General features: G+C 70.4%; 15 protein-coding genes and 1 pseudogene. 2 read left to right on the forward strand and 14 right to left on the reverse strand.

Going from position 1 to position 19808, the window contains the following annotated elements; all coding sequences use genetic code 11:
* Nucleotides 1–26: 26 nt before the first annotated feature.
* The gene (locus ACIRRY_RS23990; protein WP_403976142.1) at nucleotides 27–1532 is read right to left on the reverse strand and encodes a metallophosphoesterase family protein; all 1506 of its coding nucleotides are present in this window, start codon (nucleotides 1530–1532) and stop codon (nucleotides 27–29) included.
* Between the two features lie 88 nt (nucleotides 1533–1620).
* Here ACIRRY_RS23990 and ACIRRY_RS23995 point away from each other — a divergent pair, with 88 nt between their 5' ends.
* Nucleotides 1621–3909 (forward strand): zinc-dependent metalloprotease, encoded by a 2289-nt coding sequence (locus ACIRRY_RS23995; RefSeq protein WP_403976144.1) that lies wholly within the window; start codon nucleotides 1621–1623, stop codon nucleotides 3907–3909.
* A 63-nt stretch (nucleotides 3910–3972) separates the two neighbouring features.
* On the opposite strand, the gene ACIRRY_RS24000 is transcribed toward ACIRRY_RS23995, so the two are convergent.
* The 10 genes and pseudogenes from ACIRRY_RS24000 to ACIRRY_RS24045 form a co-directional block, all read right to left on the reverse strand.
* Complete coding sequence (locus ACIRRY_RS24000; RefSeq protein WP_403976146.1) at nucleotides 3973–5034, reverse strand: MHYT domain-containing protein; 1062 nt, start codon at nucleotides 5032–5034, stop codon at nucleotides 3973–3975.
* A gap of 153 nt (nucleotides 5035–5187) precedes the next feature.
* Nucleotides 5188–5370, reverse strand: a complete 183-nt coding sequence (locus tag ACIRRY_RS24005) for an antitoxin (RefSeq protein ID WP_403976148.1) — start codon at nucleotides 5368–5370, stop codon at nucleotides 5188–5190.
* Nucleotides 5371–5458: 88 nt separating this feature from the next.
* A pseudogene (locus ACIRRY_RS24010) lies at nucleotides 5459–6417 on the reverse strand (MFS transporter); the annotation flags it as partial.
* 24 nt (nucleotides 6418–6441) lie between these two features.
* The gene (locus ACIRRY_RS24015) at nucleotides 6442–7368 is read right to left on the reverse strand and encodes a sugar phosphate isomerase/epimerase family protein (protein WP_403976151.1); all 927 of its coding nucleotides are present in this window, start codon (nucleotides 7366–7368) and stop codon (nucleotides 6442–6444) included.
* Entirely contained in the window at nucleotides 7365–7976 is a 612-nt protein-coding gene (locus ACIRRY_RS24020) for a nucleoside deaminase (RefSeq protein ID WP_403976153.1), read from the reverse strand. Before ACIRRY_RS24020 ends, ACIRRY_RS24015 begins: the two co-directional genes overlap by 4 nt.
* Before the next feature lie 14 nt (nucleotides 7977–7990).
* Nucleotides 7991–9517, reverse strand: coding sequence for a GMC oxidoreductase (locus ACIRRY_RS24025; protein WP_403976156.1), 1527 nt, complete (start codon nucleotides 9515–9517; stop codon nucleotides 7991–7993).
* Nucleotides 9518–9551: 34 nt separating this feature from the next.
* On the reverse strand, nucleotides 9552–10697 hold the full coding sequence (locus ACIRRY_RS24030) for an ROK family protein (protein ID WP_403976158.1): 1146 nt from the start codon (nucleotides 10695–10697) through the stop codon (nucleotides 9552–9554).
* 64 nt (nucleotides 10698–10761) lie between these two features.
* Nucleotides 10762–11658 carry a carbohydrate ABC transporter permease gene (locus tag ACIRRY_RS24035; protein WP_403976160.1) on the reverse strand — a complete coding sequence of 299 codons (897 nt, stop codon included), beginning with the start codon at nucleotides 11656–11658 and terminating at the stop codon, nucleotides 10762–10764.
* Nucleotides 11655–12566 (reverse strand): carbohydrate ABC transporter permease, encoded by a 912-nt coding sequence (locus ACIRRY_RS24040; RefSeq protein ID WP_403976162.1) that lies wholly within the window; start codon nucleotides 12564–12566, stop codon nucleotides 11655–11657. The genes ACIRRY_RS24035 and ACIRRY_RS24040 overlap by 4 nt, the downstream gene beginning before the upstream one ends.
* Nucleotides 12567–12573: 7 nt before the next feature.
* Complete coding sequence (locus ACIRRY_RS24045) at nucleotides 12574–13878, reverse strand: extracellular solute-binding protein (RefSeq protein ID WP_403976164.1); 1305 nt, start codon at nucleotides 13876–13878, stop codon at nucleotides 12574–12576.
* A 452-nt stretch (nucleotides 13879–14330) separates the two neighbouring features.
* On the opposite strand from ACIRRY_RS24045, the gene ACIRRY_RS24050 reads away from it, so the two are divergent.
* Nucleotides 14331–16703, forward strand: coding sequence for a M4 family metallopeptidase (locus tag ACIRRY_RS24050; RefSeq protein WP_403976397.1), 2373 nt, complete (start codon nucleotides 14331–14333; stop codon nucleotides 16701–16703).
* Between the two features lie 65 nt (nucleotides 16704–16768).
* Here ACIRRY_RS24050 and ACIRRY_RS24055 read toward each other — a convergent pair whose 3' ends face one another.
* From ACIRRY_RS24055 to ACIRRY_RS24065, 3 genes are all read right to left on the reverse strand, one after another.
* Nucleotides 16769–17905, reverse strand: a complete 1137-nt coding sequence (locus ACIRRY_RS24055) for a glycoside hydrolase family 64 protein (protein WP_403976399.1) — start codon at nucleotides 17903–17905, stop codon at nucleotides 16769–16771.
* Nucleotides 17906–18171: 266 nt separating this feature from the next.
* Nucleotides 18172–18933: a dienelactone hydrolase family protein gene (locus ACIRRY_RS24060; RefSeq protein WP_403976166.1), complete on the reverse strand. Its 762-nt coding sequence runs from the start codon at nucleotides 18931–18933 to the stop codon at nucleotides 18172–18174.
* A gap of 97 nt (nucleotides 18934–19030) precedes the next feature.
* On the reverse strand, nucleotides 19031–19651 hold the full coding sequence (locus ACIRRY_RS24065; protein WP_403976169.1) for an L-threonylcarbamoyladenylate synthase: 621 nt from the start codon (nucleotides 19649–19651) through the stop codon (nucleotides 19031–19033).
* Between the last annotated feature and the right edge of the window lie 157 nt (nucleotides 19652–19808).

Below are 19808 nucleotides of genomic sequence, written 5' to 3' on the forward strand. Positions count from 1 at the left end.
GACAGGTGAACATTGCGGGCGTGTGATCAGCGCAGCGGGATGGTGATCTCGTCCTCGACCGGCGGGTCGATCTCCTGCGGATGGTTGCCGGTGGCCGCGAAACAGCGCAGCCGGACCGCCTCCGGGGTGACGTCCAGCCGCAGGAAGCATTTGAAGAACGGCGGGCTGTACGTCACCGAGCTGGGCGAGAAGAGTTGCGTGTAGATCTTGCGTACCGGGAGCCGGAAGCGCGAGGTGCGGTCAGGACGGCCGCCCGCGCCCAGCAGACTCGCGACCAGCCGGATCCGGCGGGTGACGCGCACCGGCGGGCCCGGGGTGCGGGTCGGCGGGATGCCGAGGCGCTCGCAGATCACGGCCGACGCCTCGGCCTCGGTGAGGGTGAAGAAGCGGCGCAGGTGCAGACGGCGTCCGTAGAGCCGGCTGTAGAAGGCCAGGGAGTCGCCGCGCAGCGGATAGCAGCGGAAGTCCCGCTCGGTGACGTTGCCGATGTCGACGCGCGGGACGGTGTGGGTGGCGTGCATGAACGCGCCGCCACCGCCCGAGACCACGTACTGGAGCGTGCGCCCGTCGTCCAACCGCACCGGATAGCGCTGGTAGTTGTGGATGTCGCCGCCGATCGCCGCCACGAAGTGGTGGTCCGGATCGCGCACGATGTCGTCGACCGTACCGCCGCCCTCGATGGCACAGGGGTCGTACTTGCCGTCCACGTACAGGGGGGAACCCGTGACGAGGATCTTCGGCGTCGGCCCTTTCGCCGCCTCCCGCAGCCAGGCGCCCTGTTCGGCGTCGATCGTGCCCAACAACCCTGTGTCGATGCCGATGATGCGCACCGCTCCCGCGTCGATCGCCCAGTACGGGCCCGGCTGAACGGCCTGTTGGTCCGGTGAGGAGCGCAACTCCCGTGCCTTGTCGAGGTGTTCGCCGTCGGTCGGACTGGGGTGGTGCCACAGCAGCGCACGCCACCAGGCACGCGAGAGCGGTCGCGGCGCCTTCGGTGCCGGCAGGGCGGGCGCGTCGTCGCAGAAGACGCGCATGAAACCGCCGAGGCCCTCGTACCAGTCGTGGTTGCCGGGTATCGCGTAGATGGGCGCCGGATAGGCCTGGTACGGGCGGAAGAACTTCGTCTCGTAGTCGTCCGCCGTGCCCACGGGATAGATGACGTCGCTCGCGACGACGGCGAAGTCCGTCCCCTGACTCACCTTCAGGAACCCCGGCACGACGGCGTATTGGGGATCGTCGCCCTCGCCGGTGTCGCCGATGACCATGAAGGAGAAGGTGTCCGGACCGCCCCGACGGATCACCTTGTCGGCGGGTGCCCCGGCCGCCGAGCGCTGCGCGACCCAACGGCCGCGGGTGGAGCCGGTCGGGTCCCCGAACCAGGACGCCAACACCCCGTTGCGCGCCGCCCACAGGGTCTTCGGGTCGAGCCAGGAGACCTTCTCGACGTGGGTCGGCATGAGCTGCTGGTACGCGCCGCGCTCCGCGGCGCCCCAACCGGCGCCTTCGGGGGTATCGCGTGAAGATTCAGACACCGGTGCACCGTAACAACGAGCCCTGGCGGGGCCGGAGGCAGGGGCCTGGCAACATCAACTCGACGATGCTCGACCGAAAGGCCCCCGCATGCCCGGCGCAGCCGACTTCCTCGACCTGATCCCCGACCCCGAACTCCGTTCGGACCGGCTGCTGTTGGGCATCCGCCACTTCGACGAACCCTTCCTCCTCACCGTCTCGCTCTCCCAGGGGCTCGGCTCCAGCGAGCTGTGGCTGGACCGGGGCAGGGCGGGCAAGGCGCGGCTCGCGGAGTTCCGTCGGATCGGCGACCGGGTCCTGTTCGCCGTCCGCAACAAGCACTTCCTCGCGTCCGGTGACGCGGCCGCCGTACGGGCCGGGGACGAGTCGTTCGCGCTGTCCGTCGTGTGGAGCGGGCCCGTGCTGCGGGAGGAGAACGGGGCGGTGGTCGTGGACGCCACCGGCCTGGTCGTCGCCGACCACGACCGGGTCGCCGAGCATCTGCACGCACACGAGCAGGGCGACTACACGATCGACGAGTCCGCGAGCCTCCCGCTCGTCGCCGACAGCCGCACCGGACCGCGTGCCGTCCGGCTGCCCGCGCTGCTCACCTTTCGCGGCCCCGGCCGCGGACAGGCGGTGCGGGCCGTCGCCGCCGACCCGCGCGCCCTCACCGTCGTCCAGCAGTTGAACCTGCTGCGGCTGCCCGGGTCCCCGCTGCCGGTACGGCGCTACCACCCCGCCTCGGGCGGCTACGGCATCGGTCACGCCGACCACGGCCTCGTCGGCCGGGCCAGTACCCAGGTCAAGCTCCAGCCCCGCTTCCGCGCGGAACCGGGCGGCGCCCCGATCGTCTTCCGGATCGACCCGGCCGTCCCCGAACCCTTCCGCTCGGCGGTCGTCGAGGGCGGCAACTGGTGGCAGCAGGCCTTCGCCCGGATCGGACTCCCCGGCGCCTACCGGGTCGAGCCCGGCGATGACGGCTTCGACCCCTACGACCCCGACGTCAACGGCGTGGTCTGGGTGCACCGTGCGGGCCGCGGCTGGTCCCTCGGCCAGGGACTGACCGACCCGCGCACCGGCGAGATCCTGCACGCCCGGGTCCGCCTCGGCTCCCAGCGCGTCGAACAGGTCCGCGCCCTCGGCGAGGCCCTCCTCGCCCCCTACGGCCGCCCGGACGAGGCCGAACGCCTCGCCGCCGTCGAGGAGTTGGTGCTCGCCCGGCTGCGCCGGCTCGCCGCCCACGAGATCGGCCACGCGCTCGGCTTCATGCACAACTTCGCCAGTACGGGACACCCCGAGCCGTCCGTCATGGACTACCCGTACGCCCGCGTCCGTGTCACGGAAGAGGGCGACCTCGACCTGTCCGCCGCGTACGGCACGGGACTCGGACCGTGGGACCACTTCCTGGTCGCGCACGCCTACGGCCGGTTCGACGCCGGTGCCGAGGAGACCGCGCTCGCCCAACTGCGCCGCGAGGCGGCCGAGTCGGGCCTGACCTACCTCTCCGACGACGACGCCCAGGGTCCGGACGCCGCGCACGCCGACGCCGTGACCTGGGTGAGCGGACCGGACGCCCTCCAGGCGCTGGAGACCATGCTGCGGGTCCGCCGTATCGCCCTGGACGGATTCTCCCGCGGGGTGCTGCCCCCCGACCGGCAGACCGGCGAACTGGAGGAACGGGCCGTCCTGTTGCAGCTCCTGCACCGGCACGAGGTGACCGCCGTGGCCCGGCTGGTCGGCGGGGTGCGCTACGCGTACGGCCTCGCGGGCGAGGACGGCCGGGGCGCCCGGCCCGTCGAGCCGGCCACCCAGCACACGGCGCTCGGCCGACTCGCCGAACTGCTGCGGGCCGAGCGACTCGCCCTGCCCGGCGCGGTGTTGGACACCCTCACGCCGCCCGCGATCCGCTACGGCCGGACGGATCAGTACCTCGACACGGGCGCCGGGCGGATCTTCGACCCCTTCGAGGCCGTACGGGTCGCGACCGCACTCGTCACGGAGGAGCTGCTGGACCCGGCCCGCCTCAACCGGGTGGCCTGGCAGCATGCCGCCGATCCCGCGTCGCCCGGTGTCACCGACCTCGTCGACGCGCTCCTCGCCGCCACCTGGCGCCGCACCGACCCGGTAGCCGCTGAACTGCCCGGCGGGGTGGCCGTGCAGCACACGGCGGACTGGACCCTCCTGAACCATCTGCTGACCCTGCTCGACGACCCGGCTCTGCACGCACCGGTACGCATGGCACTGCGCGCCGCCGTGCGGCGGCTCGGGACGGAGCTGCGCTGCGAGGGCGACGAACAGGCGCGCGAGGCGGGGGAGTTGATCCGGGCGTTCCTCGCCGACGCCGGGTCGGTACGCGTCGATCCGCTGCCCAGGGTGCCGCCGGGCGCGCCCAACTGAGCAGTTCGTAAGCCGTGTCGGCGACCCTTGTGGTTCAACTCCCGGTAGTCAGCGCAGTGGTGGTCACCACTCGCCGGGGCGCTTCGGGGTCCCGTACGGGTTCGGGCGGCCGTGTGCGGGGTCGGCCGGGGTGTTGTAGGCGTTGCGGGGACCCGCCGGCGGTGGGGCGGCGGGGCTGCCGTACGGGGCCTGACGGCCCGGTGCCGGGGTGGCTCCGCGGGTGTTCCGGCGTCGGCGGCCGCCCGGTGGGGCGGCCGGGCTCTCGTGCCGGTCCGAACGGCCGGCCGCCGGGCGGTCCGGTGTGTCGAAGAGCGAGTCGGGGCGCCGGGTGCGCTGCTTGCCGTTCGGGTTCGGTCCGACCGGGTGGCGGGCGAACGAACGGTCCCATTCGCCCTCGCCCATCACCAACAGCGGGTCGAACATCACGACGACCCCGGCCAGCAGCAGGAAGATGGCAGGCCCCAACAGCATCGGCAGCAGAATCGAGTTGGCCGAGTCGCCGGTCCATGCCCCGCCGCTGCTGTGCAGATGGACGCTCACGGCGGCCATGCCCGTGTAGTGCATCCCGGACACGGCCACGCCCATCACCAGGCTGGCGCCCAGGCTGGCCAGGAAACCCCGGATGGAGACGGCCGCCCACAGGGCCGCCGTGGCGGCGGCGATCGCGATCACCACGGAGAGCACGACCGTGCTGGTCCGGTACTCGATGTCACCGTTCAGCTTCAGGGCCGCCATGCCCATGTAGTGCATGGCGGCGACCCCGAGGCCGGTGATGACGCCGGCCGCGGAGAGGGTGCCGGCGGTCGCGCCGCGGTAACCCACCGCGAACACACCGACGCCCACCACGACGATCGCCACGGCCAGACTCAGCACCGTGAGGCCGGCGTCGTAGCCGATCCGGGTCTCCTCGACCTGGAAGCCGATCATCGCGACGAAGTGCATCGTCCAGATGCCGCTGCCGATCGACGTCGCGCCGAGCGCGAGCCAACCCGCCTTCCACGACTGCCGGTTGTGCAGGGACCGCACCACACAGCGCAGTCCCAGGGCCCCGCCCAGACAGGCCATCAGATAGGCCGCCACCGGGGTCACCGCACCGTAGCGGAACCCGTCGATCGTGCCTTGCATGGGCCAACTCCCCCCAGAGTGGTGGCTTTCTGTGGGGGGAGTATGTATTGATCAGGGCCCGGCCGCGCAACCCTTTCACATCAGCAGTCGATTAACTCTCCGCTTTCCGGGGAGCACTTCGGTCCCATCGAGGGCGATACGGGACAGAAGGCGTCAGGGCTGTTGCGGCTTCTCGCGGTCGATGAAGTCATTGGCCTTGTCCTGCGCCATGTCGACTTGCTTGGCGTGCTTGCCGCCGGTGCGTTCGTCGATCATGTCTCCCGCCCGGTCCACACCTTGCTTGGCCTGGTCGGAGTGCTGGCCCAGCATTCCCTTGACCTTGTCCATGAACGACATGGGTGTCCTCCTTCGGACGTGCGTTTTCGCCCTCTCAGCATCCTCCGGCTTCCCGCGTGCCGCATTTCGGTGGTTATGGGCCCTCGGGTCAGGTGCGCACCAGTGGCTGGATCTCGTCGGTGCCGCAGGCCTCCCGGGTGCGGGACACGGCGAGCAGAAGCGCCTGGAGAACCGCTCAGGACAGGCCCACCCACAGGGCGAACCGATAGTCCACCCGGTCGGCCAGGAGTCCGCCCAGCGGTGCCCCGATCGCGACCGTTCCCCAGTTGAACGAGCGGATCGTGGCGTTCATCCGGCCCCGGAGCCGGTCGGGCGTGACCGCCTGGCGGTAGCCCATCTCCACGGGGCTCTCCAGCGAGATGGCCCCGGAGACCACGAAGAAGGCCGGTGACACCGAGACCAGGGCCCACGGTCCACGCCGGGCGAGGACCAGCGGCAGCCGGCCGACGGCGGCGACGACACGGCCGACGATCAGGACGGCGGCGACGTCGAACCGCCGCGCCGCGCGCCCGGAGAACGCGCCGCCGAGCACACCGCCGACGCCCGCGCAGGCGTACGCCACACCCAGCCCGAAGCCCCCGATCCGCAGCTCACGCAGTGCGAAGACCACGAAGACCGTGCTGACGACGGTGTCGAAGAGGAGCATCAGGTGCGAGGTCGGCGCGATGGACGCCAGGGTCCGATGGCGGTAGACCCAGGCCACGCCCTCACGCAGTTCGCTGAGCAGACTCCGCCGCGCGCCCCGGTCGACCCGGGTGTAGCCCGCGTTGAGGAGTTCCTTGGAGGCGAGCTACGGCACGTAGGAGCGGTTGGCCGCCTCTAAGAACAGGCAGAGCGTCCCGAAGGTGACGCGAACGCACACACCGTGGCGATGCCGAGCCGGTCCAGTGCGTACAGCAGCGGTACCGCGCCGAGGAGTAGGGCCTTGCCGAGCAGCACCTCGGCCACCAGCCCGAAGAGCAGACACGGCGCCCAGCGGGCCGCGTTGACCAGACCCACCTCCGTGGCGGACGCGTTCAACGTGACGCCGGAGCGAATCTGCAGCGCCGGCAGGGGCAGTTGGGCCACCGGTCACGGCAGTACCGACGACGCCACCGCCCGCCCCGCCAGCAGCGCGGCGACCGGATCGGCCGCCTCGTCCAGCTCGATGAGCACCGTGTCGGCGCCCGGCGTGCGGGACATCACCTCGGCCCAGCCCTTCCAGTCGACGATGCCCGAGCCCAACTCGGCCATGTAGGGCTGCTGTTGGGCGAAGACCGTCTCGTCGATCGTGAGCTCCACGTCGATGGGCCCGACCGCGTCCTTCCAGTGCGCCAGGGCGACGCGCCGCGCGTGACGGTCGGCCACGGCCACCGGATCGCCTCCACCGAGGGCGATATGGCAGGAGTCGGGGCACAGCCAGACGTAGCGCGGGTCGGTGAAGGACATGAACAGGTCGATGTCGCGCTCGTACCAGAGGGTGCTGTTGGACTCCGTGTGGAAGGCGAGCCGCACGCCCTGCCGGGAGACGGCCTCGCCCACCGCGTGCGCGATGTCCGCCATGCGGATCATGTACGGGGCGTCGACGAACAGGGGCGGCCGGGTCCCGAACGTCGTGCGCATCGGCAGGCCCGCGACGAGGAGTTCGGCCCCCAGGTCGACGAGGAAGGCCGCACGGCGTTCGGCGTCCGCGACGATCGCGGGCAGGTTTCCGGAATCCCGCCAGTCGGGGCTGTCCTCCCCGGCGACGAACGCGCTCACGACGGACAGCCCGCGGGTCACCAGCTCGCGGCGGAAACCCTGCGCACTGCCGAAGGCCCGGAGCGCCGACGCGATGTCGCCCGGCGCGAAGGTGAGTTCGAGGCCCGTGACGCCCGCCTCGTCGAGCGCGTCCATCACCCGGGCCCAGAAGCGCTCGGGGTGAGCGAGTGCCCACGCGCGCACGGCGTCCGCGGAGGGGAGGTCCCAGAAGTCCGGGTGATAGAAGGTGACGATGTCGGTCGCGAAGCGCGGGCTCATGCGGTACCTCCACGGGCGTTGTAGACGACGATGCCGTCCGTCTCGTCCACCGCCTTGCGGTAGTTGCGGAACACGGTCAGCGCCTCGTCCCGGAGCACGTCTCCCACGACCTCGATGCCGCGCGCCTCGAACTGCCCGGCCCAGTCCGCGCCGAGCGGGCCCTCGTCGAACGTGGTGATCTCCTCCAGCTCCGGGCCCTCGCCCGCGACCACCAGCGTGCGCACCCCGGACCACAGGGTCGCGCCGTAACACTGCACGCAGGGGCGCCAGTTGACGACGAGTTCATGGGACGGGAGGCCGTCGGCACCCAAGTCCCAGCCGCCTACGGCCCGTTGGGCCAGCCCGAGGGCCATCACCTCGGCGTGCGCGCTGGAGACTCCCGAGGCGAGGACGACGTTGACTCCCACCGAGACGATACGGCCGGTGTCGCGCTCGGCGACGAGGGCCGCGAACGGACCGCCGTTGCCCTCCCGCCAGTTGCGGTCCGCGAGCCGGTGTACGAGGCGCATCCGGTCCGCGCGGCCGGGGACGACGGCGGGCACGTCGGTCACCTCGTCGTCGATCCACGCCGGCAGCGCCACGCGGTACTCCTTCACGATGTCGATCACGTTCGGGTTTCCTCTCAGTGCGCGGCGAGCGGCGCGGTTCGGGTGGTGACCGCCCGGGCGGCCCGTACGGCCGTCACCGCGCCGGTCAGGGTCACGTTGGCGGCCATCGCCGTGGGGATCACTCCGGTGCCGGCGACGTACAGGTTGTCGAAGCCCCACACCCGGCCGTCCGGGTCGCACACGCCGGTCCCGTCGTCGGCGGTGCCCGAGCGGACGGTGCCGGTCAGATGCAGGGACGAGCCGGGCGGGAGCAGGGCGAGTTCGGTCGCGGGGTCGAAGGGACCGAACTCCTCGGCCAGCGAACGGACTTCGGCCAGTCCCCGGTCGATCAGCGCGCGGTCGGTGTCGGAGTAGCCGAACTCGACGCCGATGCGCGGCAGTCCGGCGAGGTCGGTCTCCGACTCCGAGAAGACGAGCCGGTGTTCGGGCCGTGTCTCGACGGGGACGAGCAGCGACAGACCCACGGCGTGGGCGAGGGGGCGACCACTCTCGTCGACATACGTCCGGTTCATGATCTGGTGGTGGAACGGCTGCGCGGGCCCGTTCTGCGGCACCCACAGCGAGTCCGTGCTGAACTCGCCGGGACGGGGCAGCGGCAGATCGTCCAGGGTGATGCCGAACCGGTCGAGATCCAGCAGGACTTGGGCCGTGACGAACGCGTGCTCGTTGAGGTACCGGCCCAGGGCCGCCGGGCGGATGCCCGAGGCGAAGAGCAGTTGCGGGGTGCGCAGCGCGTCGGCGCACACGATCACGGTGTCCGCATGGAGTACGGACTCGGTGCCGTCGGTGACCCGCCGCAGCCGTGCGCCGCCGACCCGGCCGCCCGAGACGAGCAATCGGGTGGCAAGCGTGCCCGTGAGCAGGGTGAACGCCGGGTCGCCGCCCGCCGCGATCGCCGGGAAGATCGTCCCGGGTGCCGTGCGGGGCATGGGGCCCGAGTCCGTCGCCGTGACGGCCATGGGCATCGGCTGCGGGCGTCGGTCCTCGGGCGCGGTGTCGTCGTAGCGGCGGCGCAGGACGTCGAGGACGGCCCGGCCGACCTCCGTCGGGCCGATGGGGGAAGGGGAGACGGCGAGCAGACGGCGAGCGGTGTCCAGGTCGGCCGCCCAGCCGACCGGGTCGCCGAAGTCGAAGACCTCGGAACCGGCGGGCCACGGGGTCGCGGCGGTCCAGTGGACGCCCATGCCGCCCGCGTTCCACGCCAGCGCCGTCGCGGGCATCGCCTCGCTGTCCTCGCCGAAGGCCAGCGCGTGGACCATGCCGGGCGGCAGACCGGTGAGGCCGTCCGCGACCTCGCGCACCACCTCGGCGCCGGTGTACATGCCCTGGATACCGGACTCGACCCGCTCGTTGTACCGCGACCACAGGCCCGGGTCGGCGACGTCGTGCAGATGCAGGCCCGGTGCCCCGCCGATCGCGCTGCCGCCGTCGACCATCGTGATGCCCAGCCCCGGATCGCTCTCCCGCAGCAGCCGGGCCACGACGGAACCCATGATGCCGCTGCCCACGATGAGGACGTCGGTGTGCGGGGTGTCGGTCACAAGCAGACTCCAAAGTCGGGTGGTGTGGGGGGAGTTAGACACCGGGGGCGAGCGGGCCGAACAACTCGGTGTCCATGCGGTCGAGCGCCAGTTTCACGGCGCCGATGAGCGCGGCGTCGCGGCCCAGTCCGGTGGCGCGCAGTTCGATCGCGGGGGTGCGGGCGACGCGCATCGCCTCGCGCACCCGGGGGAGCAGCACATCGGCCGCGTCCTCCAGACCGCCGCCGAGCACGATGAGCGAGGGCGCGACCGTCCACGACAGGGTGGTGAGGATAGAGGTGATGTTCTCGACGAACTCGTCCACCTCGGCGAGCGCACCCGCGTCACCGGCGCGGGCCGCGTCGAAGCGTTCCATCGCCACCTTGCGTTGGTCCGGTTCCGGTGAACTCAGCAGGGCCACCGGGCGGTCGGCGATCGTGCCGGTCGGGATCGACTGTGCCTCGACGATCTCGCCCGCGGCACCGTCCAGACCCCGGTGCACGGCGCCCCGGATCAGGATGCCGAGGCCGGTCCTGTTGCCGAGGTGCGCCCATACGACGTTGTCGTGGTCACCGGCCACGCCGCGCCAACGCTCCGCCAGCGCACCGAGGTTGGAGTCGTTGTCCGCGAACCAGGGCATCCCGATCCGCCGCCCGAGCTCCTCGGGCAGATGCACGCCCTCCCAGCGCGTGGTGTGCACCAGACGTCGTACGACACCCTCGTCGTCGATGGCGCCACCGCCCGCGACCGCACCGGCGCGCAGCCGGTCCGGGGAGCCGCCCGCGTCGACGAGCGCCTCCCGCACCAGGTCCGCCGCGTCGTCGAGCGTGACCTGAGGGTCCTGGTAGGCGCGCAGCCGGCGGTGCGCCCGGCCGACGATACGGCCGCGTACATCGGCGATGACGGCGGAGGCGTCCACGGTGTTGATGCTGACGGCGGCCAACAGGGCGTGTTCCGCGCGCAGTTCGTACCGCCGGGCCGGCCGCCCGGCGGAGCCGCTGGTCGGTATCCGCTCCAACTCGGCCACCCAGCCCGCCTCGACGAGCGAGTCCAGGATCAGCTCGATGGTACGGCGGGACAGACCGGCCTGCTCGGCGAGCGCGGTCAGGGTCGTGGGTCCCGAGGACACCGCGAGCGCGCGCAGGACGACCGAGGTGTTGACGCGCCGTACGGCGCTCTGGTTCATCCCCGACATCAACATCCCTCCGCCTCCTCGGACTTGCCCCGCCCGACCGGAACGAACACACCTGTCTCCGTCACAGGTGTCACCGCATCCCCGATCCGGCGATGCCCTGCACGAAGTACCGCTGGAGGAACAGGAAGAGCACGAGGACCGGCAGCATCACGACGATCGCGCCGGCGAGGACCAAGCCGTAGTCGGTGACGTGCTGGGCGGCCTGGCTGGTGGCGGCGAGGCCGACCGGGAGGGTGTAACTCGCGGTGCTCTGGGCGACGATGAGCGGCCAGATGAAGTTGTTCCACGAGCTCAGGAACGACATGATCGTGATCGTCGCGACCGCCGGACCGGCCAGCGGAAGGAAGATCCGGAAGAAGATCCGGAACTCGCCCGCGCCGTCGATGCGCGCCGCCTCCAGCAACTCGTCGGGCACCGACTGCGCGTACTGCCGCATGATGAACACCGACAGCGGGAGCGCCACGCCGGGCAGTGCGATCCCGGTGAGGGTGTCGGCGAGGCCCATGTCCACGGTGATCACGAACTGGGTGACGAACACCGTCGTGAACGGCACCATCATCGCCGCCATCACCGCGCCGAACGCCAGCCGCCTGCCCGCGAACTCGAGCTTGGCGAGGGCGTATCCGGCGGCCGAGGCCGCCACGATGTTGCCGATCACCACCATGAGCGCGACCAGGACGCTGTTGGTCAGGAACCGCCCGAAGCCCTCGGTCCGGAACAGCCGCGCGAAGTTGTCGAGCGTGATGTGCCGCGGCAGCCACGCGCCCGGGTCGGAGCGGATCTCGTCCAGGCCGCGCAGCGAGCCGCTGACCACCCAGAAGAAGGGCAGCAGGGTCAGCAGCGCGCACAGCACCAGCGCGGCGTAGAGCAGAGGGCGGCCAACGGACCGTGTGCGTGCGGCGGTTCGGTCCTCGGCGGTGGCGGCGGTCAGGTCGGCGTCGGTCAACGACGCGGCTACGGCGGTCATGTGCGGGGCCTCAGCAGTCGGAACTGGACGGCACTCACCAGCAGCACGAGCAGCAGCATCACGAAGGACGCGGCCGAGGACATGCCCAGTTGGCCGGACCCGAACTGGTGGTAGGTGTACAGCGACACGGACTCGGTGGACCCCAACGGGCCGCCGTCGGTGAGGAGATAGGGCTCGTCGAAGACCTGGAGGTAGAACACGGTCAGCAGCACCGACACCATGAGGGTGGTCGGGAGCAGGAGCGGCAGGGTGATGTGCCTCAACTGCCGCCATCCGCCCGCCCCGTCGAGCGCCGCGGCCTCGTACACGTCCTCCGGCACGGCCTGGAGCCCGGCCAGGAACAGGACCATCGCGGTGCCGAAGTTGCGCCAGACGCCCAGCAGGATCACCACCGGCATGGCGAGGTGCGGATCGTCCAGCCAGTTCGGCCCGGCGAGACCGACGTAGCCCAGCGCCTTGTTGACGGTGCCGCCCGCGTTGAAGGCGTACTGCCAGATCAGGGCGACCGCGACGACGTTCGTGACGACCGGCGCGAAGAAGACCGTACGGAACACCCCGCGCAGCCGCCGGATCCCGGAGTTCAGCGCCACGGCCAGCCCGAAGCCGATCGCCATGGTCAGCGGCACACCGACGGCGACGAACACGGCGGTGTTCAGGATGTCCCGCAGAAAGGTCGGATCCTGGAACAGACGCAGGTAGTTGTCCAGGCCGGTGAAGTCGACCGCGAGCGGATGGCGCAGGTCCGAGCCGCGCAGATCGGTCAGGCTGAAGCCGAGCGCGGCCACCGTGGGGATCGCGGTGTAGAGCAGGAACACGACGGCGAACGGCGCGAGGAACAGCCAGGCGACCGCCGTACGACGGGAGTTGCGTGCTCTGCTCCGTGTCCCCGGGGCGAGCGTGGTGGTCATCCGCGGCTCACTCCGCGCCCGTGCCGAGGCTCTTGGCGTACGCCTGGATACTGGCGGCGGCCTTCTCGGCGGTCTGGGTGCCCTTGGCCACGGTCTCGACCTCCTTGCCCAGCCGGGTGGCGACCTGCTGCCAAGTGCCCACCTGCGGAAAGGCCTTGGTGTTCTTGAGCTGGGTGAGGAAGGCGTCGAGGAGCGGCTGCTTCTTGACGGCCGGATCGTCCCAGGCGGAGATCACCGCCGGCAGCGACCCGTATGCCGAGTACTGCGCGACCTGTGTGCTCGGCTTCGAGACGTGGCGGACGAACTTCCATGACGCGTCCGTGTTCCCGCTGTCCGCGAGGACGCCCCAAGTACCCCCGGCGGAGAAGGAGGTGCTGCCCGAGGCACCGGCCGGCAGCGGAGCCGTGGCGACATGGGCCGCCGTCCAGCCGGTCTCCTTCGCGGCGGTGTCGAGCTGGCCGAGCACCCACGGTCCGGTGATCATCGTGGCGGTCTTCCCGGACACGAAGTACGGTTGGGAGTCGAGGAAGGTGGGGGTGGCGGTGTCCGCCGAACCCGAGGTGAAGAACGACGCGTTGTACTTCAGGGCGTCGATCATCGCCGGAGTGTCGAGGGTCCAACTACCGCTGGAGGACAGCAGGTTGCCGCCCGCCTGCCAGGCGTACATCGCGACGTCCTGGCCGTTGAAGATGTCCCAGCCGTTGTCGGCCGCGAGGCCGTGCCCGGCGCCGGCGCCCTTCAACGCCTTGAAGAACGGCACCATCTCGGCCCAGGTGGTCGGCGCCGTGACGCCCGCCGTCTTGGCGAGATCCGCGCGGTAGACGAGGGCGTACGTGTACGCGTACCAGGGCACCGTGTAGGCCACGTCCTTGACCAGACCGGCGTCCCACAGGCTCTTGAAGAAGGCGCCGGAGTCGACGAGTCCGTCCGGCACGGGCCGCAGGATCGACGGGTCGAGGAACTGGGCCTGCGACTCGGGGAAGAACTGGGCCACGTCGGGGCCCTTGCCCGCCGCGATCGCGGCCTGGAGCTTCGTGTAGTAGTCGGCGTTCGGTATCAGCGTGAACTTCACGCTGACGTCCGGGTTCGCGGCCTTGAAGGGCTTGATCACCTTGTCGAGGACATCGGCGTCGCCCTGGGCGGCCCAGACGTTGACGGTGCCAGTGGCCGGCTTGTCGTCGACCGACTCGGCGGTGGCCTTCGCGGTGGATGTGGCGGTGTCGCCGCGTCCACAGCCGGCGAGGGCGAGGGTGCCGAGCAGTGCGGTACCGGCGGACAGTCTGAGGACGCCGCGGCGGGAGGGATTGGACACTCGGGACTCCTGTCTCAAGGGGCGCTGAGGACAGTGATGGGATTTCCAGCAGGTGCGGGATTTTCGGGAGTTGCGGGATTTTCGGGAAAAGCAGCGTTATCGGTCCGGCGGCCGTAATGCGGCTGATGGGACCTCTGTGGCTGACTGCGACGTTAGGAAGGGTCTGTTTCGCCGGCGTGGCTCAGCCGTCACGAATAATTTCGGAACTTGTAGCGAAATCCCTGACAGAGGGAAAACCCTTGAGTGCCCCTGACCTGCGTGACATGGACGGGTCAACGCTGTCATCCTCCACGCAGCCACCCCCACGGATCCTCCACGGATTGGTCAAAGTTCTGCCAGTCCCGCACAGCTCAGCTCTTCCCGGACAGCAGACCCGGCTGTCCGGTCTGTCACCGGCCGCGCTCGCGGTCGTCGCAGTAGGAGTAAGAGTGAGACGCATCCCCCGTAAGCGGATGGCGGTAGGAGCCCTGGTCTCCACCGCCGCTTTCCTGGCCGTCGGCGTCCAGTCGGTGCCGGCGACCGCGAAGCCCGCCTCCCCCCACCCGAGTCCGCTGCTCACCGGCAGCCTGGAGGCGAAGCTCACCCCGGCCCAGCGCACCGCCCTGGTGAAGAGCGCCACCTCGAACAGCACGACGACCGCCCGTACCCTCGGCCTCGGCGCCAAGGAGAAGCTGGTCGTCAAGGACGTCGTCAAGGACAACGACGGCACCGTCCACACCCGCTACGAGCGGACCTTCGCCGGTCTCCCCGTCCTCGGCGGCGACCTCGTCGTGCACACCCCGCCCGCCGGCAAGGCGACCGGCACGGTGAGCGCGACCTTCAACAACAAGCACACCCTCACGGTCCCCTCGACGACCGCGTCGGTCGCCAAGTCGACCGCCGAGACCAAGGCCCTGACGACCGCGAAGGCCCTCGACGCCAAGGCGCCGAGCACCGACAGCGCGCGGAAGGTCATCTGGGCCGGCACCGGCACCCCGAAGCTCGCCTGGGAGACGGTGATCAGCGGCTTCCAGGACGACGGCACCCCCAGCAAGCTGCACGTAGTCACCGACGCCACCTCCGGCAAGGAGCTCTCCCGCTTCGAGGGCATCGAGACCGGCACCGGCAACACCCAGTACAGCGGCTCGGTCTCGCTGAGCACCACGCTGTCGGGTTCGACGTACCAGCTGTACGACACCACGCGCGGCGGCCACAAGACGTACAGCCTCAACAACGCCACGTCCGGCACCGGCACGCTGATGACGGACGCGGACGACGTGTGGGGCACCGGCGCGGGCTCCAACACCCAGACCGCCGGCGCGGACGCGGCCTACGGCGCCCAGACGACCTGGGACTTCTACAAGAACACCTTCGGCCGCAGCGGCATCAAGAACGACGGCGTCGCCGCGTACTCGCGCGTCCACTACAGCACGGCGTACGTCAACGCCTTCTGGGACGACAGCTGCTTCTGCATGACGTACGGCGACGGCACCAGCAGCACCCACGCGCTGACCTCGCTGGACGTGGCCGGCCACGAGATGAGCCACGGCGTCACCTCCAACACCGCCGGGCTCAACTACACCGGTGAATCAGGCGGGTTGAACGAGGCGACCTCCGACATCTTCGGTACCGGTGTCGAGTTCTACGCCAACAACAGCAGCGACGTCGGCGACTACCTCATCGGCGAGAAGATCGACATCAACGGCGACGGCACGCCGCTGCGTTACATGGACAAGCCGAGCAAGGACGGCGGCTCCGCGGACAGTTGGTACTCCGGCGTCGGCAACCTCGACGTCCACTACTCCTCGGGCCCGGCGAACCACATGTTCTACCTGCTCTCCGAGGGCAGCGGCACCAAGGTCATCAACGGCACCTCCTACACCAGCACCACCTCCGACGGTGTGGCCGTCGCCGGTATCGGCCGGGCCGCGGCCCTGCAGATCTGGTACAAGGCGCTGACGACGTACATGACGTCCAGCACCAACTACGCCGCCGCCCGCACCGCCGCGCTCAGCGCCGCCGGGGCGCTGTACGGCACGACGTCCGCCCAGTACGCCGGAGTCGGCAACGCCTTCGCCGGCATCAACGTGGGCAGCCACATCACCGTGCCGACCACGGGCGTCACGGTCACCAACCCGGGCAGCCAGTCCTCCACCGTCGGCACGGCGGTGAGCCTCCAGGTCGCGGCCAGCAGCACCAACAGCGGCACCCTGACCTACGCCGCGACCGGACTGCCGACCGGCCTGTCGATCAGCTCCACGGGCGCCATCACCGGCACCCCGACCACGGCGGGCACCTACAGCACCACGGTGACCGTCACCGACAGCACCGGGGCGACCGGTACCGCGGCCTTCACCTGGACCGTGAGTTCCAGCGGCGGGGGCGGCAGTTGCACCTCGACGCAGCTGCTCGGCAACGCGGGCTTCGAGTCGGGCAACACGACCTGGACCGCGAGCAGCGGGGTCATCACCAACTCCAGCAGCCAGGCGGCCCGCACCGGTTCGTACAAGGCCTGGCTCGACGGCTACGGCTCGACCCACACCGACACGCTGACCCAGTCGGTGACGGTCCCGAGCGGCTGCACGGGGACGACGTTCACCTTCTACATCCACATCGACACGGCCGAGACCACCACCAGCACGGCTTACGACAAGCTGACGGTCACCGCCGGATCGACCACGCTCGCCACGTACTCGAACCTCAACGCGGCCAGCGGGTACGTCGCGAAGTCCTTCAGTCTGTCGGCCTTCGCGGGGACCACGGTCGCCCTGAAGTTCAGCGGCGTCGAGGACTCCTCGCTCCAGACCAGCTTCGTCGTCGACGACACCGCCGTCACGACCAGCTGATCCGCCTTTCCCGTTCGGCCCGGCACCCCGCACGCGCCCCCAGGCGTGCGGGGTGTCCGGTTTCCTCAGCTCAGCGGGTCCAGCGTCAGATAGGCCTGCTGCGGGTTCCCGTCGTTCACCAGGGACTCCTGGGCGCCGACGTCGTCGAACGCGAACGCGTACGCCTTGCCGTCCGCCATCTGCGCGTGGATCTTGCGCGCGTACTGGTTGGTCACCGTGTCCACGTAGAAGTTCGCGGTGGTGGTGTCCGGCTGGTTGGGGTTGACCAGGAGCGTGGAGCGGTTGAAGCCCGCGCAGAGTGTGCGCGAAATCGGCCCGCGCACAAGGTCGTTGGGCGCGTCGAGGTACTTGTAGCAGCCGAAGATGCTGGCCGCGTCCGGCTTCTGGAAGGTGGTGACGACCGCGCCGGAGCTGTTGGTGAAGTTCATGACGTTGCCCGACACCCGGCCGTAGTACTTGGTGTTCGGCTGGTTGGCGAACGGTGTCACGGTCAGGGTCGACGACGCGTACTTCGACCAGACGCGGTTGATGTAGTCGTCCATCACGGTGCTGGGCAGGGCGCCCGTCTCAATGCCGTACGTCGGTGAGAGCGCTCGCAGAACCGTTCCGTCGGAGCGGGTCTGGATCAGGTTCGCCCAGCCGCCCGGCTGCCCGCGCAGCGCGTTGAAGAACCCGGTGTAGCCGCCCGACTTGAGATGCCCGACGGAGGCCGTGCTCCCGTCGGACCGCTGCACCCCGACCGCGTACGGCGCGGAGAACATGTCCACCTGGGTGCTGTTGATCCACAGTCCGGAGTCGTTGAGCGTGTACTCGGACCAGTTGAAGAGGATGTTGCGGTTCGGGTCGGTCGGGTTCTGCACGGCCGGCTGCACCAGGCCGCCGGTGGTCAGCTTGAACACGAGTTTCTGACCGTACGAGAAGTAGATGCGGCCCGAGAACTTGGGGATCCGGATGGTGCTGGACTGTCCGGCCGCCGGGCCCGCGATCGACGCGTCCGGCGCCGGGGTCGGCGGGTTACCACCGGCCGGCCAGGCGTGGAACGTGCCGCTCGCGTCGGCCCAACCCTGCTGGCCGGTCGCGAGGTTGGTGCCCAGGTCGTAGACGTAGACCGCGTCGCCGCGGCCCGAGTTGTTGGTGATCTTCAGCGGGATCGTGGCGGGCACCGCGGCGTCCGCCGTCAGCGGTGTGGCCAGCGCGAGCATCGTGGCCACCGCGGTCGGGGCGCCCAGGCGGCGCAGGATTCTGACGAGCACTGCTCACCTCCGTGTGGGGGGGTGTACGAAAAATTGGTCCGTACCTGTGTGAGAGCGCTCTCAGAGTCGCGCCGGGCCGCGTGCGTGTCAATGAGTTGAACGAAAGGCCGGCGAACGGCGTGCAAGAAATGATGCCCACGGCAACGCGCGCCGTGGGCACCGGGGTTGGATGCCGTGGGCACCCGGGTCGGATCAGGAGGAAAGGCGGTCCTCGGTCAGAAAGTGCGCTCCAGCAGGTCGAGCAGCGCGACCCAGTGCCGCTCGTCGGCCTCCGCGTCGTACGACGACGTGTCCGCCTGCGTGTAGCCGTGCTGCGCACCCGGGTAGACCTCGCAGCGGTGCCGGACGCCCGCCGCGGTGAGGGCCTCCTCGAACCGCTTGATCTGCTCCTCGGGCAGTGAGTGGTCCTGGTCGGCGTGGCCGAAGTAGAGCTCGGCGGTGATGTGTTCGGCGGCCAGGTGCGGGCTGCCCGGGTCGTCGGTGGCCAGTTGCCCGCCGTGGAAGCCGCCCACCGCGGCCACCCGGTCCGGGTAGGCGCCCGCGGTGTACAGCGCCAGCCGGGCGCCCATGCAGTACCCGGTGATCGCCACCGGTCCGTCGGCGACCAGCGGGGAGTCGGCCAGCCAGCGCAGATAGGCACCGGCATCCCGCTCGATGAGTTCGGGGGTGCGGGCGAAGCCCATGATCAGCGGGCCGACCTTCTCGAAGATCTCCGGCCGCGCCTTCGGGTCGATGAACTCGGGCAGTTCGACCACCGGCGCGCGACCCTGCCGGTAGAACACGTTCGGCACCAGGACCGTGTAGCCGGCCCCGGCCAGCCGGTCGGCCATTGACTTGAGGTGCGGGCGCAGACCGAAGGCGTCCTGGTAGAGCAGTACGGCCGGACGGGGGCGCTCGTCGCCGGGGTGCACCAGATAGGCGTCGGCGATGCCGTCCTCGGTGGGGATGTCCACGGCTGTGCCCTGTACGGCGGTCATGACGGGGGTGCCTCCCTGCGGATGGGCGCCCGGCCGGCTGCCGGCCCGGCGTGTTCCGATCATCGTGGCACGTCGGGTCACGGCACCCGAGCCGGGGTCACTCGAAGCGGGAGACGTCCCCCGCGCCCTTGCGGACGATCTCGGCCTCGCCGCTGGAGAAGTCGATGACGGTCGTCGGTTCCGTGCCGCAGTCGCCGGAGTCGACCACCGCGTCCACGACGTGGTCGAGCCGGTCCTTGATCTCCCAGCCCTGGGTCATCGGCTCCTCCTCGTCGGGCAGCAGGAGGGTGCTGGACAGCAGCGGCTCGCCCAGCTCGGCCAGCAGCGCCTGGGTGACGACGTGGTCGGGGATGCGGACCCCCACGGTCTTCTTCTTCGCGTTCAGCAACTGGCGCGGCACCTCCTTCGTCGCCGGGAGGATGAACGTGTAACTGCCGGGCGTGGAGGCCTTGATGGCGCGGAACACGTCGTTGTCGATGTGCACGAACTGGCCCAGCTGGGCGAAGTTCTGGCACACCAGCGTGAAGTGGTGTTTGTCGTTCAGCTGCCGGATCGTACGGATCCGCTCCATGCCCTCACGGTTGCCGAGCTGGCAGCCCAGCGCGTAGCAGGAGTCGGTCGGGTACGCGATCAGCGCACCAGAGCGCACACTGTCCGCGACCTGGGAGATGGTGCGGGGCTGCGGATTGTCCGGATGAACGTCGAAGTACTTGGCCACCCGCCGAGCTTATGCCGTGCCGACGAGGGTCGCCGCGCGGGCCCGTCGCAGACGGCCGCTCCGGGGGTGTGTACCCCGGCGGATCCGGGGAATCCGACGAGAGCGCTCGGGTCTCACCCCCCCCCCCGAACCCGGGCAGGACCTGCCCCGCCCGCGG

The sequence above is a fragment of the Streptomyces sp. NPDC101776 genome, assembly GCF_044766845.1.
GTDB lineage: Bacteria > Actinomycetota > Actinomycetes > Streptomycetales > Streptomycetaceae > Streptomyces.